The sequence below is a fragment of the Arthrobacter sp. 49Tsu3.1M3 genome (assembly GCF_900168135.1).
Classification (GTDB): Bacteria; Actinomycetota; Actinomycetes; order Actinomycetales; family Micrococcaceae; genus Arthrobacter.
In genome coordinates, this window is record NZ_FUZD01000006.1 from 20124 (window position 1) to 34257 (window position 14134).

The 14134-nt window shown below is 68.2% G+C and carries 14 protein-coding genes and 1 tRNA gene; 8 read left to right on the forward strand and 7 right to left on the reverse strand.

Features of this window, described 5'->3' with window-relative positions:
* Positions 1-84: 84 nt before the first annotated feature.
* Both radA and B5X90_RS09025 read right to left on the reverse strand, forming a co-directional pair.
* Complete coding sequence (radA, locus tag B5X90_RS09020) at positions 85-1458, reverse strand: DNA repair protein RadA (protein WP_079552149.1); 1374 nt, start codon at positions 1456-1458, stop codon at positions 85-87.
* A gap of 80 nt (positions 1459-1538) precedes the next feature.
* Positions 1539-2666, reverse strand: a complete 1128-nt coding sequence (locus tag B5X90_RS09025; protein ID WP_079552151.1) for an FUSC family protein — start codon at positions 2664-2666, stop codon at positions 1539-1541.
* Positions 2667-2926: 260 nt separating this feature from the next.
* On the opposite strand from B5X90_RS09025, the gene pstS reads away from it, so the two are divergent.
* The 4 genes from pstS (at position 2927) to pstB (ending at position 7127) form a co-directional block, all read left to right on the forward strand.
* Entirely contained in the window at positions 2927-4048 is a 1122-nt protein-coding gene (gene pstS / locus B5X90_RS09030; RefSeq protein ID WP_079552154.1) for a phosphate ABC transporter substrate-binding protein PstS, read from the forward strand.
* A gap of 211 nt (positions 4049-4259) precedes the next feature.
* Positions 4260-5192 (forward strand): phosphate ABC transporter permease subunit PstC, encoded by a 933-nt coding sequence (gene pstC / locus B5X90_RS09035; protein WP_079552473.1) that lies wholly within the window; start codon positions 4260-4262, stop codon positions 5190-5192.
* On the forward strand, positions 5193-6302 hold the full coding sequence (pstA, locus tag B5X90_RS09040; RefSeq protein WP_079552156.1) for a phosphate ABC transporter permease PstA: 1110 nt from the start codon (positions 5193-5195) through the stop codon (positions 6300-6302).
* A gap of 45 nt (positions 6303-6347) precedes the next feature.
* Positions 6348-7127 carry a phosphate ABC transporter ATP-binding protein PstB gene (pstB, locus tag B5X90_RS09045; protein ID WP_079552158.1) on the forward strand — a complete coding sequence of 260 codons (780 nt, stop codon included), beginning with the start codon at positions 6348-6350 and terminating at the stop codon, positions 7125-7127.
* Between the two features lie 76 nt (positions 7128-7203).
* On the opposite strand, the gene B5X90_RS09050 is transcribed toward pstB, so the two are convergent.
* From B5X90_RS09050 to B5X90_RS09060, 3 genes are all read right to left on the reverse strand, one after another.
* Positions 7204-8220 carry an inorganic phosphate transporter gene (locus B5X90_RS09050; protein WP_079552161.1) on the reverse strand — a complete coding sequence of 339 codons (1017 nt, stop codon included), beginning with the start codon at positions 8218-8220 and terminating at the stop codon, positions 7204-7206.
* A gap of 1 nt (position 8221) precedes the next feature.
* Entirely contained in the window at positions 8222-8839 is a 618-nt protein-coding gene (locus tag B5X90_RS09055) for a DUF47 domain-containing protein (RefSeq protein WP_028276610.1), read from the reverse strand.
* 383 nt (positions 8840-9222) lie between these two features.
* A complete protein-coding gene (locus B5X90_RS09060; protein ID WP_018774895.1) occupies positions 9223-9876 on the reverse strand; it encodes a hypothetical protein in 654 nt (217 codons plus the stop codon).
* 202 nt (positions 9877-10078) lie between these two features.
* Here B5X90_RS09060 and B5X90_RS09065 point away from each other — a divergent pair.
* The 3 genes from B5X90_RS09065 to B5X90_RS09075 all read left to right on the forward strand — a co-directional run bounded on the left by B5X90_RS09065 (position 10079) and on the right by B5X90_RS09075 (position 11241).
* Positions 10079-10151, forward strand: a tRNA-Lys gene (locus tag B5X90_RS09065).
* A gap of 183 nt (positions 10152-10334) precedes the next feature.
* Positions 10335-10829, forward strand: a complete 495-nt coding sequence (locus B5X90_RS09070; protein WP_079552163.1) for a MarR family winged helix-turn-helix transcriptional regulator — start codon at positions 10335-10337, stop codon at positions 10827-10829.
* Positions 10830-10893: 64 nt separating this feature from the next.
* Positions 10894-11241 (forward strand): hypothetical protein, encoded by a 348-nt coding sequence (locus B5X90_RS09075; protein ID WP_143264696.1) that lies wholly within the window; start codon positions 10894-10896, stop codon positions 11239-11241.
* Positions 11242-11308: 67 nt separating this feature from the next.
* Here the strand turns inward: B5X90_RS09075 and B5X90_RS09080 are convergent, their stop codons facing one another.
* Positions 11309-12403: a lactonase family protein gene (locus B5X90_RS09080; protein ID WP_079552167.1), complete on the reverse strand. Its 1095-nt coding sequence runs from the start codon at positions 12401-12403 to the stop codon at positions 11309-11311.
* A gap of 284 nt (positions 12404-12687) precedes the next feature.
* On the opposite strand from B5X90_RS09080, the gene B5X90_RS09085 reads away from it, so the two are divergent.
* The gene (locus tag B5X90_RS09085; protein ID WP_079552169.1) at positions 12688-13518 is read left to right on the forward strand and encodes a putative protein N(5)-glutamine methyltransferase; all 831 of its coding nucleotides are present in this window, start codon (positions 12688-12690) and stop codon (positions 13516-13518) included.
* A 37-nt stretch (positions 13519-13555) separates the two neighbouring features.
* Here B5X90_RS09085 and B5X90_RS09090 read toward each other — a convergent pair whose 3' ends face one another.
* A complete protein-coding gene (locus B5X90_RS09090) occupies positions 13556-13987 on the reverse strand; it encodes a hypothetical protein (RefSeq protein WP_079552172.1) in 432 nt (143 codons plus the stop codon).
* Positions 13988-14134 lie beyond the last annotated feature (147 nt).

Consider the following 14134-nt stretch of genomic DNA (forward strand, 5'->3'; position numbering starts at 1 on the left):
GAGGGCATTTTCAGCCTCAGCGGACCTCGATAACGCCCATCGTCTTGCTGTCCCAGAGCACCCGGCAACCCGGCTTCCGCGGCGTCAGCTGATCAGCAGTCCCAGGGCCTCGGCCAGGTGGCCGACCTCGCGGACCGAGAAACCCGCCGGAACCGGTCCGTGCCCGTTGGGGCTGGCCGGCACCACGGCATGGGTGAAGCCGAGCCGGTGCGCCTCCTGGATCCGCTGGTTGATGCCGGGCACCGGGCGGACTTCGCCCGCCAGGCCCACCTCGCCGAAGGCAATCAGGCGCTGGGGGAGCGGCTTCCTGGCCTTGGCCGAAGCCACCGCCAGGGCCACGGCGAGGTCCGTGGCGGGTTCGCTGAGCTTGACGCCGCCGACCGTTGCCACGTACGAGTCGTCCTTGTTCAGCAGGCAGCCGGCGCGCTGCTGCAGGACGGCCAGCAGCATCGCGACGCGCGAGCTGTCGAGCCCGCTGGTGGCGCGGCGGGGCTGGGAGCTGGCGCTCTCGGCGAGCAGCGCCTGCACCTCGGCCAGCAGGGGCCGGCGGCCCTCCAGCGTGACCGTGATGCAGGTTCCCGAAACGGGCTCCTTGGTCCGGGAGACGAACAGCCCGCTGGGATCGGCGAGGCCCTCGATGCCGTCCTCGTTCAGGTCGAAGCAGCCGACGTCGTCGGTGGGTCCGTAGCGGTTCTTAACCGCGCGCAGCAGCCGCAGCCGCGAGTGCCGTTCGCCTTCGAACTGGCAGACGACGTCCACGAGGTGTTCCAGCAGCCGGGGCCCGGCGATGGAGCCGTCCTTGGTCACGTGCCCGACCAGCAGCGTGGTCATGCTGCGGCGCTTGGCCGCGGCGATCAGGGACGCCGCCACCTCGCGCACCTGGGACACCCCGCCGGCGCTGCCCTCGACGTCGGCGCTGCTGAGGGTCTGCACGGAGTCCACCACCAGCAGACGCGGCTCCAGCTTCTCCACTTGCCCCAGGGCCTGCCCCAGGTCAGTTTCGGCGGACAGGTACAGGGATTCGGCCACGGCGTCGATCCGGTCCGCGCGGAGCTTGACCTGGGCCGCGGATTCCTCGCCGGTGATGTAGAGGACGTCCTGCGCCGTGCGGGCGAACTTGGCCGCAACGTCCAGCAGCAGCGTCGACTTGCCCACCCCGGGCTCTCCCGCCAGCAGGATCACGGCGCCTGGCACCAGCCCGCCGCCGAGCACACGGTCGAGTTCAGCCACACCGGTGGGCAGGAACGCGGCGGTAGTGGCGTCGACGTCGGCGATCCGGCGGGCCGGTTCCAGGACCGTCGTGGCCGCCGTCGTCCGGGCCACGGCGGTGCCGGTCTCCTCCACGCTGCCCCATGCCTGGCACTCGCCGCAGCGGCCCACCCACTTGGCCGTTGTCCAGCCGCATTCGGCGCATTTATAGCCGGGCGCCTTCGGCCCCCGGGAAGTCTTCGTAGCCATTGGTCCACACTATCGGGGACCAGCGACAACCAAGGGCGCAGGCCGCGGGGTCAGCAGGGCCCGTGCGCCAGCTGCAGCAGCTACAGCGGGGGCAGGATGTCCCGGGCTTCCTTGGAATCCAGCCCGGCGGCCTCGAGCAGGTCCACCATGAGAGGGCGGAACAGCATGACCACCGTTTCGCCCTCGAGCAGCTGGACATCCAGCATCCGCGGATGCAGGCGGACGGCGATCTCCCTCAGCTCGGACCGGGCGGTGCGCAGGTGGGCGCGCCGGGCGCCGTCGTGAATTTCCGCCAGGCCGAGCGAGAGTTCGTCGACGGCGGCGGCCGTCTCCTGCAGGACCTCGGCGATGTTCTGGGTGGCCTCGTCCGAGAGCGCCGCATGGTTGATGGCACTAGTCAGGCGGCGCGCAAAGACCCGGCTGTTGCGGAGCGCGAGATCGATGTAGTCCAGCGACTGCTCCATCTGGTCCAGTTCGTCCCGGTGCCGCCGGTAGGCGGGGGCCAGGGTTGCCACTTCGCCTGAGGCACGCAGCGACTGGCGCATGGCATCGACGAGCGGCTGGCAGTTCCGGCCCCGGATCAGGGCATGCCAGGCCTGGGTGGAGTCACTGTAAGTCAGAGCAGACGCGCATTCCCGCAGCACCTCGGCGAGCTCGTGCAGGAGTTTCTTGACGTCACTGCGGGGTTCACGCCGGGGGTCTTTGGGAACGAGGATGGTCACCAGGAGCGCGAAGACCCCGCCCACCACGGCGTCGATGCTGCGGGTGAACGGGCCCCCGATCGGCGCGGGCAGGAGCACCACGAGCACCGACTGCAGGCCCAGCTGGGTGGTGAAGATCGTCCCGCTGTCCAGGAACCTGGCCAGCAGGATGGAGAAAAGGAGCACGACGGCGGCCTGCCAGATTCCGGAGCCCAACCAGTGCAGCAGCAGGTCCCCGACGACAATCCCGATCGTGCAGCCCATGCCCACCTCGATGACGCGGCGCAGCCGGGGGTCGCGGGAAAACCCGAGCGCAATCAGTGCTGAGGTGGCCGCAAACAGCGGAGCGGTATGGCCCAGGACGTATTCTGCGAAAGCGTAGGCACCCACTGCGCAGGCTGTCATCTGGATGGCCGGGACCAGGGAGTTCCGGCTCCGGACAAAGCCGGTGCGGACCCGGCCGCGCAGGAATCGTGCGCTTGCGGAGAGTCCAGTCGCGGAGGCCATGCGCACCAGTCTATTTGCTGCCCCGGGGCCGTCGGCACGGGCCGCGGGCACTGTGCCGCTGATACGACTGTGACGCACAGAACACAATGGCCACCCGGCATATGTAAGCCAATAGCCCCGCGTCGTTCACCGGCCGTTCACTTTGGTCCGCAATTCTCTTCACCTGGGCCACTTACGGTCGGTAAAGGTACAAACCCGTACGCATCCCTGCGGGCCTTCTCCGGGCCCGGCACTCACAGCCCTGGAAGGGGTACAACTCAGTGAAGGCACTCCGCTTCGGCCGCAACGCGGCTATCGCTGTCATCGCCGTCGGCGCACTCGCGCTGACCGCCTGCGGTTCGGACAACGCAACCAACACGGCCCAGACCGCGGCGCCGTCGGCCTCGGGTCCCGCGGTCACCGGCACCCTGACCGGCATCGGTTCTTCCGCCCAGGGCGCAGCCATGGATGTCTGGAAGACCAACTTTGCTTCCGCCAACCCGGGTGCCAATGTGCAGTACTCCCCGGACGGTTCCGGCGCCGGACGCAAGGCGATCCTCGACGGCTCGGCCCAGTTCGCCGGCTCCGATGCCTACCTCAAGGATGACGAGCTCGCCAGCTCCAAGGAAAAGTGTGGTCCCGACGGAGCCATTGACATCCCGGTCTACATTTCGCCGATCGCCGTCGCCTTCAACGTCCCTGGCATCACGGACCTGAAGCTCGACGCCCCCACCGTCGCAAAGATCTTCCGCGGCGAGGTCGCCAACTGGAACGACCCCGCCATCGCGGCCATGAACCCGGGCGTCACGCTTCCGGACCTCAAGGTCACCCCGGTGAACCGCTCGGATGACTCCGGCACCACCACCAACTTCACGGACTACCTGTCCGCCGTCGCTCCCGAGGTTTGGACCGACAAGGCAGCCGGCGTCTGGCCCGCCAGCCTGAAGGGCGAGAACGCCAAGGGCACCTCCGGCGTCGTCAAGACGGTCACCGACACCCCCGGCGCCGTGACCTACGCCGACGACTCAGCTGTCAGCGGCAAGCTCGGCACCGCGCAGATCAAGGTCGGCGACACCTTCACGAAGATCTCCGCCGAGGCAGCTTCCAAGGCAGTTGACCAGGGCAAGCCGGTCGAGGGCCGCAACGCCAACGACCTCGCCATCAAGCTGGACCGCACCACCACGGCCGCGGGCGCCTACCCGATCGTCCTGGTGTCGTACCACATCGTCTGCACCACCTACGACACGCAGGCCACCGCTGACCTGGTCAAGGCCTTCGTGAAGTACGCCGCCTCCGACGCGGGCCAGCAGGCCGCCGCCGACGCCGCCAAGTCGGCGCCGCTGTCCAAGACCCTCCAGGACAAGGCAATGGCCGCCGTCGACTCCGTCAAGGCCAAGGCCTAGGAATACGCTGCGCCGCGAGGCGAAGTGGAAAAAGGCATAGTGGAAACACAGGCCTGATCAAAGGTTCCCTGCGTCATGGCGGCCGTCACCGGCGGCCGCCATGGCGCAGGGAACTGACGCATTTGTTCCATACATCAAGATTTGCCGGGCACCGGCCGCGGAGGCCTCCGCACCCGGCGCCCGGATCCCATCCAAACCGAAGGACCGTGAAGTGACCACCACCTCCCTGACCAAGTCCCGGGGCGCAGGCCACGCCGGTGACAAAGTCTTTTCCGCAGCCACCTTGGCAGCAGGGTGTTTGATCCTCGTCGTGCTCTTCGGCGTGGCACTGTTTCTCGTGATCCAGGCGCTCCCCGCCCTCGTGGCTCCGGCGGACAAGATCCAGGGCGGCGAAGGATTCTTCACCTACATCTGGCCGCTCGTCATCGGCACCCTCATCGCCTCGGTGATCGCTCTCGTGATCGCGACGCCGATCGCGATCGGCGTCGCGCTGTTCATTTCGCACTTCGCGCCGCGCAAGCTCGCTTCCGGCCTGGGCTACGTGATTGACCTCCTCGCCGCGATCCCGTCCGTGGTCTACGGCGCCTGGGGCGTCGCATTCCTGGCCAAGGAAATCTCGCCGTCGTACAACTGGCTGGCCGGGAACCTGGGCTGGCTGCCGATCTTCCAGGGCCCCGCCTCCGCCACCGGCAAGACCATCCTGACGGCCGGAATCGTGCTCGCCGTCATGGTCCTGCCGATCATCACCTCCCTGACCCGCGAAATCTTCCTGCAGACCCCCAAGCTGCACGAAGAGGCCGCGCTGGCGCTCGGGGCCACCCGCTGGGAGATGATCCGGATGACCGTGCTGCCGTTCGGCCGGCCCGGGATCATCAGCGCCGTGATGCTGGGACTGGGCCGGGCCCTCGGCGAGACCATGGCCGTCGCTCTGGTGCTGTCATCCGGAGCCCTGACCGCCAGCCTGATCCAGACCGGCAACCAGACCATCGCCGCCGAAATCGCCCTGAACTTCCCCGAGGCCAGCGGGCTCAAGGTCAGCACGCTGATCGCCGCGGGCCTGGTGCTGTTCGTCATCACCCTCGGCGTGAACATGATTGCCCGGGGAATCATCACCCGGCACAAAGAATTCTCGGGAGCCAACTAAATGACCTCCACCCTGACTCCGGTACGCAAGCGCTCGGCGCTGACCAAGGGCCAGCTGCCCAAGGCCGCGCCGTACATCGTCGTGGCCGTTGCCTTGATCCTCGGCGCGGCGATCCTCGCATTGATCGGCTTCAATGCCTTCGGCTGGGGACTCGTCTCCGCCATCCTCTTCGCCGCCGGCCTGGTGGGCTGGAGCCTTGTTGTGGAAGGCGCCCGCAAAGCCAAGGACAAGCTGGCCACCTGCCTGGTTGTGGGGGCCTTCCTGATTGCCCTGCTGCCCCTGTTCTCCGTGATCTGGACCGTGCTGATCAATGGGCTCCCCGGGCTCCTGGATCCCGGCTTCCTCACCACCTCCATGAACGGGGTCACCGGCGCCTTCGACAACAAGACTGTCGAAGACGGCGCCCCCCTGCTGGGCGGCATCTACCACGCGCTCATGGGCACGTTGCTGATCACGGTGCTCGCCACCCTCATCTCGGTCCCCGTTGGCCTGCTGACCGCGATCTACCTCGTGGAATACGGCGAGGACCGCGCTCTGGCCCGGGCCATCACCTTCTTTGTGGACGTCATGACCGGCATCCCCTCGATTGTCGCCGGCTTGTTCGCCGCCGCCGCGTTCTTCGCGGTTGTCGGCCCGGGCACCAAGACCGGCGCCGTCGCCGCCGTCGCACTGTCCGTGCTGATGATCCCGGTGGTGGTCCGCTCCAGCGAGGAAATGCTCAAGATCGTGCCCAACGAACTCCGCGAGGCCGCCTACGCCCTCGGCGTCCGCAAGTGGCGGACCATCCTCAAGGTGGTCCTCCCGACGGCGATCTCCGGCATCGCGTCCGGCATCACCCTGGCGATCGCCCGCGTGATCGGCGAAACCGCGCCGATTCTGGTCACCGCCGGATTCGCTACCACCATCAACACCAACGTGTTCAGCGGCTGGATGGCCTCGCTGCCGACCTTCATCTACACCCAGATCCTGAACCCCACCTCCCCGTCGAACCCGGATCCGTCCTCCGAGCGGGCCTGGGGCGCGGCCCTGGTGCTCATCATCCTGGTGATGCTGCTCAACCTCGGCGCCCGCCTGATTGCCCGAATCTTCGCCCCCAAGACAGGCCGCTAGGCCACCGCGCCCGCCGCCCCTACCTCCAGCAAGTGAAGGAACACCATGTCTAAGCGCATCGACGTCAAGGACCTGAACGTCTACTACAGCAAATTCCTGGCCGTCGAAGGCGTCAACATCAACATCGACGCCAAGTCCGTCACGGCCTTCATCGGCCCCTCGGGTTGCGGCAAGTCCACCTTCCTGCGCACCCTGAACCGCATGCACGAGGTCATCCCCGGCGCGAGGGTTGAGGGCGAAGTGCTGCTGGACGGGGACAACCTGTACGGCCCCGGCGTCGACCCGGTCACGGTCCGGTCCCAGATCGGGATGGTGTTCCAGCGCCCCAACCCGTTCCCCACCATGTCTATCCGGGACAACGTGCTGGCCGGCGTGAAGCTGAACAACACGAAGATCTCCAAGGGCGAGGCCGATGTCCTGGTGGAGCGGTCCCTGCAGGGGGCCAACCTGTGGAACGAGGTCAAGGACCGTCTGTCCAAGCCCGGCTCCGGGCTGTCCGGCGGCCAGCAGCAGCGCCTGTGCATTGCGCGCGCGATTGCCGTTGAACCCCAGGTGATCCTCATGGACGAGCCCTGCTCCGCCTTGGACCCGATCTCGACGCTGGCCATTGAGGACCTCATCAACGAGCTCAAGGACCAGTACACCGTGGTGATCGTGACGCACAACATGCAGCAGGCGGCCCGCGTGTCGGACAAGACGGCCTTCTTCAACATCGCCGGCACCGGCAAGCCGGGCAAGCTGATCGAGTTCGGCGACACCCCCACGATCTTCAGCAACCCGACCGAGAAGGCCACTGAGGACTACGTCTCCGGCCGCTTCGGATAGCCAGCCTGCTCGTCGATTGCTCCGCAGGTGCCGTTTTGACCCCTCAAAAGGGCACCTGCGGAGCAATCGACGCGTCCTACAGGCCGGCCACCGTCGAGAGTGCCAGCTGCAGGACGAATGCGGCGGCGGCGGTGACAACCGGAGTCACCACCCAGAACACCAGGATGCGGATCACCAGCCGCCGGTCGGTGCCGGGAAAGCACTGGTTGGCGCCGGCGCCAAGGGTTGCCGCCGTCACTGTGTGGGTGGTGGAGACGGGCCAGTGCAGCCCGATCGCGCCTACCAGCAGCATCACCGCGCTGTACATCTGCGCCACGAATCCGCGCAGGGGATCGACCCGGGTCAGCCGGTAGCCGATGGTGTAGGAAATCCGCCACCCGCCCGCCAGGGTTCCCGCCGACAGCAGGACGGCCGTCAGCAGGGCCACCCACACCGGCACCGAACCGCCGTCGGAGAGCCCGGCCGCCAGCAGCGCCAGGATCACCACCGCGCTGGTGCGCTGGCCGTCCTGCAGCCCGTGCCCGAAGGCGACGGCGCCGGCGGCAATGGCCTGGGCCCGCCGGGAGCGGGTGTTGACGACATTGGGCGGCGTGTACCGGGCCGCCCAGCCCGCAGGCCAGACCAGCAGGAACGACCCCGCGTAGGCGATCACCGGTGAGATCAGCAGCGGGAGCACCACCTGGGACAGGAGCGAGGCGTCAACGCCCATGACGGGGTTTCCGCCGACGGCGACGCTCGCGACCCCCGCCCCTGCGAGCCCGCCGACCAGGGCATGGGTGGAGGATGAGGGGATGCCGCGCCACCACATGTAGACGCCCCAGAGGATGGCGCTCAGCAGCGCGGCCAGCAGTATCGTCAGGCCGTTCGTGCCCGGCGGCAGCGACAGCCATGCCTGGCTGAGGGCCAGGGCCAGGGCGGCGCTCAGCACGGCACCGATGAAGTTGAACAGGCTGGCCAGAATTACCGCCACTGTTGGGGTCAGCGCCCGCGTCCGCACGGCCAGCGCCACCGACGAGGACGCGTCCCTGAACCCGTTGAGGAATGCAAAGGCCCCGGCGCAGAGCAGCACCAGGGCAAGGAAGAAGAGCACCACGTCAGGATTCCTTGACGATGATGCTGCCCACCTGGGTGGCGATCCGGCGCATGTCCTTCGTGACTTCCACGAGCTGGTTCGCGACGTCGCGGTTGCGCGCGTACTGCATGGCCTTCATCTCGTGGAGCATGTCCGCGACCCAGACCCGGTGCGTGCGCTCGGCACGCTTGGCCAGGCGCAGGATCTCGATCCAGTAGTCCTCGAGGTCGTCCAGATTGTTCAGCCGCCGCATCGCATCGACCGTGAGTTCGGCCTGGCGGCTGATGATTTCCAGCTGGTCGGCGGCCCGCCTGGGCAGCCGTTCGAGCTTGTAGAGGGAGACGAGCTCGGCGGCGGCGTCGAGCTTCTCCATGGCCTCGTTGAGGAACCGGGACAGCGTGTACATGTCCTCGCGCGGCAGCGGGTTCACGAAGCTGGTGCGCATGTGGGTCAGGAGGGCAAAGTGCAGCTCCGCGGACTTGGCCTCGTGATTGTGCATGTCCTCCACCAGCCGGGCATGCTCGCTGGCCGGGGCGCCGAGGATCTCCGAGAGTGTTCCTGTCCCCAGCACGATCTGGCGCGCCATTTGGGATAGCAGGTTGAGTCCGGCGGACTCCTGGGGGAACAGGCGCAGCTTCACGTGGTGTCACCGGTCTTCCGGGAGGAGGTTCGCGGGTGGAACCGGCCGGCCGTGTGACTTGACGGTGACCAGTGCATACGCATCACTTTACCGTCCGCGACGGGTCCGGCCCGGCCCGACGCGGCATGTGACCGCGCAGGTGAAAACCGGGCGAACGTCAGGGTAAGAAGGCATGAAAATGGTGCCGAACCGGATACGCCTCTCGGCGGTAGGCCGCTCTAGGCGGCTAAATGTTGAAGCCCGGGGGTTTCGCGGTTCGGCACCGCTTTTAGTTTTCTACGTAGGTTCATGCAAGTCAACATTGACAGCTTGCCCGCGTCGTGCGTGTCCGAGGTACTGCGGGCCCGTCATCCGGGCGCCTGCCGCCCGGCCCGGCTGGCCTCTTAGTCCAGTTCGCCCAGACGCCACGCGTTGGCGGCGTGTTCGAGATCCTCGGCCGTCTTGACGAGCAGATGCGAGTTGCGGGTGAGTTTGCTGGCGTGGTTTTCGTTGCTGTGCTCGGCGTTGTCCGCAAGCGTTGCCTGGCCCAGGGCCACCACGCGGCAGAACGCCGCGGAGCGTTCCAGGGCGACGTCGAATTCGCCGTCGAACGCCCCGGAGAGGATGGCGTCCGCCATGGATTTCATCTCATCGGCGCCGGGCGGTTCGGCCGCGCCGGCGACCACGTGCGAAACCTGGGCCGTGTCCTTGCCCGCCTTGAAGTAGACGGAGATCCGCTCGGGATCCTGGATGGTGGCAGCCCGCAGGGCGTAGAGACGCCACAGCGCGCCGGGGAGGGACCGGGCGGGGCTTTCGGCCCACATTTCGGCGATCGCTTCCAGGCCCTGCTCATCGGCGAGTTTGACGAGCCGTTTGGTGACTTTGGGGTCGTCGCTGTCCCGGCCGCGGCGCACAAGGGCCTGCGCGGCCAGATGGGCCGCCTCCGAGACGCGGGCAGGATCGGCCCCTCCGGCGAAGGGCTCAAAGTCGATCGGTGCGAAGGGTTTCGGCTTGTGGTGCCGCGGGCCGGGGGCGCTTGATCCTGCTTGCTCGCTCATGCCCCCACGCTACTCCAGTGCCGCAAGGGAATCGAGGATCGGTGCGCGCTGCTGCCGGAGACACCGGAGGCCGACGCCGCCGGTGCGCGCAACATGAAAAAAGCCGGCCCGGGTCTGGGGTACAGTGTTAACGTCCAGAAATGGACTGGGCCGAAACGCGCTGCACCGGCGGATTTATCCACTGGTTCGGGGCTGTCGGCTGGGGCCTTTAGCTCAGTTGGTAGAGCATCGGACTTTTAATCCGTGGGTCGTGGGTTCGATCCCCACAGGGCCCACTCTTTTAGCGAAGAGTGGAAAAACCCCGGTTTCCTGGCAACAGGCAGCCGGGGTTTTTTGTGCCCGCCACAGGCGTCCTGGCTCCCCGGCCCGGACCCAGCCCCCGGTGCTGCGTTGGCCCTGTGGCTGCAGCCGCCCGGATTGTACGGCTGACTAGTTACCAGTTCCGCTAGGCTTGGCGAATGGACTCCCACGGCGCCTCCGGATACTGGTATGGCCCCGACGACAGCCTGGATCCTCCGGCGGCGATCCTGCAGGCCCTCCGCGACTATCGGATCTCGGAGGTGGCGACCAGGCGGTCCACCCGGGATTCGATGGGGATGGGTGAGACGGACCTGCTGGCTTTGCGCTACCTGCTGCGGGCCAAGGCGACAGACGAAAGGGTTGGCCCGAAGGATCTCAGCCGCGTCCTGGGAATTACCACCGCTTCCACAACGTCACTGATCGACCGGCTGGTGGCCAGCGGGCATGTCCGGCGTGAGCCGCACCCGACGGACCGGCGCTCACTTGTGATCGTGCCAACGGTGGCGACGGATTCCGAAGTCCGCGCCACGCTTGGACACATGCACAGGCGCATGATGGAGGTGGCCGAGTCCATGAGCGCGGAGGACGCCCGCGTGGTCATCACGTTCCTCCGCCGGATGAGCGCGGCCATCGGCGCCGAGCGGCACAACTAGCTCGTTTAACTACTTATATGTATGCTTACTACTTGTTTTTCAGATCTCAACGAGAGTAGGCGCCGTGGCTGAATCCGCAACCCTGACCGGGGACCCTGCGACAGTGCTCCCGCCCGGCGCCCCGCTGCACTGCGGCGCCCCCATGCAGTGGACCTCGCCGGAGCCGGCGATGCCCTACTACTCGTTCGGGCCCGCGGACCCGTCCCTCGATCTCCCGGCCCTGTGGCGCTGTCCCTGTGGCTTCCAGCTCGACGGCGGTATCCAGCTGGGGGACGAACTCCAGTTCGCCGACGGTTTCCAAGTGGAGCGCGGGCTCCAGCCGGAGGGCGGGTTCCGGTTGGCCGGGATCCAGCTGGACGGTGGCGAACAGGGCGTCGACCAGGCTGCTCCGGGGCTTGCCACGGCCAGCTGACCCGGCTGGCGGCTCGGCACCAAGCCTGCGCGGCACCGCGGCACCGCGCCGGTCCGGCGCCGGCTCCTCACCCCCGGGGCACCAGCCGGGCCGCCACCAGGGCGGTGGGGGAGGCCACCTGCAGCCGGAACGCGGGGATACCTGGCAACCCTGATACCGCGTCCAGGGGAAACGTTACGACGTCGCCGGAGCGTTCGTGGGCGACATGCAGCAAGCCGTCGCGAACCAGGTGGTGCCGGGGCCAGTTCCCGCCGCTGGGGACGTCGGCTACCGGACGCAGCGCCGCGGCACCGGCCTCCACCTCCAGCACGCAGACCCGGTTCGAACCGCGGACGCCCACATACGCATACCTGCCGTCGGCCGCCAACGCGATCTCTGCCGCCGAATCATCCGGCTGCGCCCCGCCGGCGGTGGCCGGCCCGACGAATCCGAGCCTGAAGTCCCCGGAGTCCGGCGACAATCCGGCCACGGCCACCTCGATTGAATACTCGGTCACTACAAAGACGTGGCCGCCCGGGTGCTGGACCAGGTGCCTGGGGCCGCTGCCCCGCGGCAGGACCACCTCATGGTCCAGGACCGGTCCCAAGGCCGGCCCCTGCCCGGAGCCGACATTCCAGATCCGCAGCAGGTCGTGGCCGAGGTCGGTGGTCATCACCCTGCCGTCGGCCAGCATAAGAGCCGCATGGGCGCGGCTCGGCCGCCTGTCCCGTTCGCTGGGGCCGCCGCCGGGAGCCTCACCGTACGGGTCGCGCGATTCGACGCCAGCCGCCCGGCCCACGATGCCGCCGTCGGCGTCGAGCCCATAGAACAGCACCTGGCCGTCGCCCCAGCAGCAGACAACGAGGAAACGGCCGGAAGGCTCGACGGCGACGTGGCAGGCGGCGTCACCGGCCGGCCACGCCGGGCCCGCGGGCTCCAGGCCAAACGCGCCGGCCCGGCGGTAGGCCCGGACGGTCCTGGCCTGCTCGGCCACGGCATAGACCACAGGGAGGGAAGGGTGGACCGCCAGGAAGGACGGCGAGTCGGCCGCCGCCGCAACACCCAACCACCGCAATGTGCCGTCCGCCGCCGCGGCAACCGCGCCGATCCCCGTGCCGCGGCCGCCGGAATCTGCCGTGTAGGAGCCGGTCCAGATGAGATCGTGTGCAGGGAGGGAGGCCATGCTGCCATCCTGCCAGCCGCCGCCGCCAAGGCATCCCAAACGGGCGTCACAATCCGCCGCCGCAAACAGCGGCCCAATCACAGTTGGTTAATCACGGCTGGTTAATCACAGCAGACCAATCACGGCTGGCCGCGGGCGGCTTCGGTAGCATGGGGAATTCGAGCAACTGCAGCAAAAGGAGGTGGGTCCCGTTCACGCAAGTCCAGAAAGGACGCCCGCCCAGCAGTGCCGGCCGCGGCCAGCTCACGGTGAGGGCGTCTGACACCCGACCGAAAGGCGCTCCCATGCCAGTAATCCGCCATCTCTCCCCGCACGAGATACTCACGGCCAGGCTCCGTTCAGCGGGCTGCGTGTTTGCCGAAGACGAGGCCCGCCTGCTGATCGACGCGGCCCCGACCCCGGAGGCGCTCGAACGGATGGCCGGCCGGAGGGTCGCCGGCCTTCCCCTTGAACACATTCTCGGTTGGGCGGAATTCTGCGGACTCCGCATCGCGGTCGACACCGGAGTCTTCGTGCCCCGCCGCCGGACCGAATTCCTCGTCCGCCAGGCCGCTGCGCTGCTGGACGCAAGCCGCGTGGCGCGGGGCGACTCCCCGGCACCGGTCGTCGTCGATCTCTGCTGCGGGTCCGGCGCTGTCGGTGCGGCGCTCGCGGCCCTCGCCGGCCCCGCCGAACTCCACTGCGCCGATATCGACCCCGCGGCCGTGTCCTGTGCACGCACCAACGTCGTGCCCCTGGGCGGGCAGGTCCACGAGGGTGATCTCTATGCTCCGCTCCCGGCGGGCCTCCGGGGCCGGGTCCGGCTGCTGGCCGTCAACGCCCCCTACGTTCCCTCGGCAGACATCGAAACCATGCCGCAGGAAGCGCGTGTCCACGAGCCGCGGGCCTGCCTCGACGGCGGCGCCGACGGGCTTCAGGTGCAGCGGCGGGTCGCCGCCGGCGCACGGCAGTGGCTGGCGCCCGGCGGCCACGTGCTGATAGAGACCAGCCGCCGGCAGTCCGCGCAGACGGCCGGAATCCTCCGCCGGCACGGACTGGCGGCCCGGGTGCTGCGCTCGGAGGAACTGGGGGCCACCGTGGTGGCCGGCGCGCTGCCGCCCTTCGGCGGGCGGTAGCCGGCAGAGGCGGCGACGGTGGCCCCTCAAAGAACCCCTAGGGCAGTTTGTCCTCGTCCACGTTGGTGGCGGGGCCTGCCGGGGTGGCGCCGCCCTCATCCGACCAGTCCTGGCCGGTCTGGTCGGTGAGCGCCGGGTCGGTTTGGACATCGCGGGCCGCGGGTGCCGGCGTTCCGGGCGTGGCTGCTCCCTGCGTGGCCGCGGAGGTGCTGCCGTGGCCGGCATCGCGGTGGACAGCGGAGCTTATGACGGTACCGGCGCGGCGGGCGGCTTCGCCGAGCTGTTCGGAGACCTCGGGGGCTTTGTCTTTGACCGTTTCTGCTGCCGCGGCCACTTTGTCCTGGACCGGCTTGCTGTGCCAGAGCTCTGCCGACCTGGCCTTGAGCTTGTCATACGCTGCGCGGCCGGACCGCGATCCCAGGACGTATCCTGCTGCCAGTCCGGTGGCGAAAAGAAATTTGCCCTTCATGCTGTGCTCCTGCTCCCTGACGTAGGTGAAAAGTAGACGGTCTTGAACAGTTCCTGGACAGTGGGTTGCGGTGCCGGCTCGTGCGGCCGGCAGGCCGCCTTGCTGCCAAAATAGTGCAAAAAACCGGCCCCGGGAATAACCCAGGGC

What these genes read in the sequence shown, in the direction of transcription:
- pstB (WP_079552158.1), top strand. Translation starts at nt 6,348, where the DNA reads ATGTCTAAGCGCATCGACGTCAAGGACCTGAACGTCTACTACAGCAAA.
- radA (WP_079552149.1), bottom strand. Translation starts at nt 1,458, where the DNA reads ATGGCTACGAAGACTTCCCGGGGGCCGAAGGCGCCCGGCTATAAATGC.
- B5X90_RS09090 (WP_079552172.1), bottom strand. Translation starts at nt 13,987, where the DNA reads ATGAAGGGCAAATTTCTTTTCGCCACCGGACTGGCAGCAGGATACGTC.
- B5X90_RS09025 (WP_079552151.1), bottom strand. Translation starts at nt 2,666, where the DNA reads ATGGCCTCCGCGACTGGACTCTCCGCAAGCGCACGATTCCTGCGCGGC.
- pstA (WP_079552156.1), top strand. Translation starts at nt 5,193, where the DNA reads ATGACCTCCACCCTGACTCCGGTACGCAAGCGCTCGGCGCTGACCAAG.
- B5X90_RS09070 (WP_079552163.1), top strand. Translation starts at nt 10,335, where the DNA reads ATGGACTCCCACGGCGCCTCCGGATACTGGTATGGCCCCGACGACAGC.
- B5X90_RS09060 (WP_018774895.1), bottom strand. Translation starts at nt 9,876, where the DNA reads ATGAGCGAGCAAGCAGGATCAAGCGCCCCCGGCCCGCGGCACCACAAG.
- B5X90_RS09085 (WP_079552169.1), top strand. Translation starts at nt 12,688, where the DNA reads ATGCCAGTAATCCGCCATCTCTCCCCGCACGAGATACTCACGGCCAGG.
- B5X90_RS09080 (WP_079552167.1), bottom strand. Translation starts at nt 12,403, where the DNA reads ATGGCCTCCCTCCCTGCACACGATCTCATCTGGACCGGCTCCTACACG.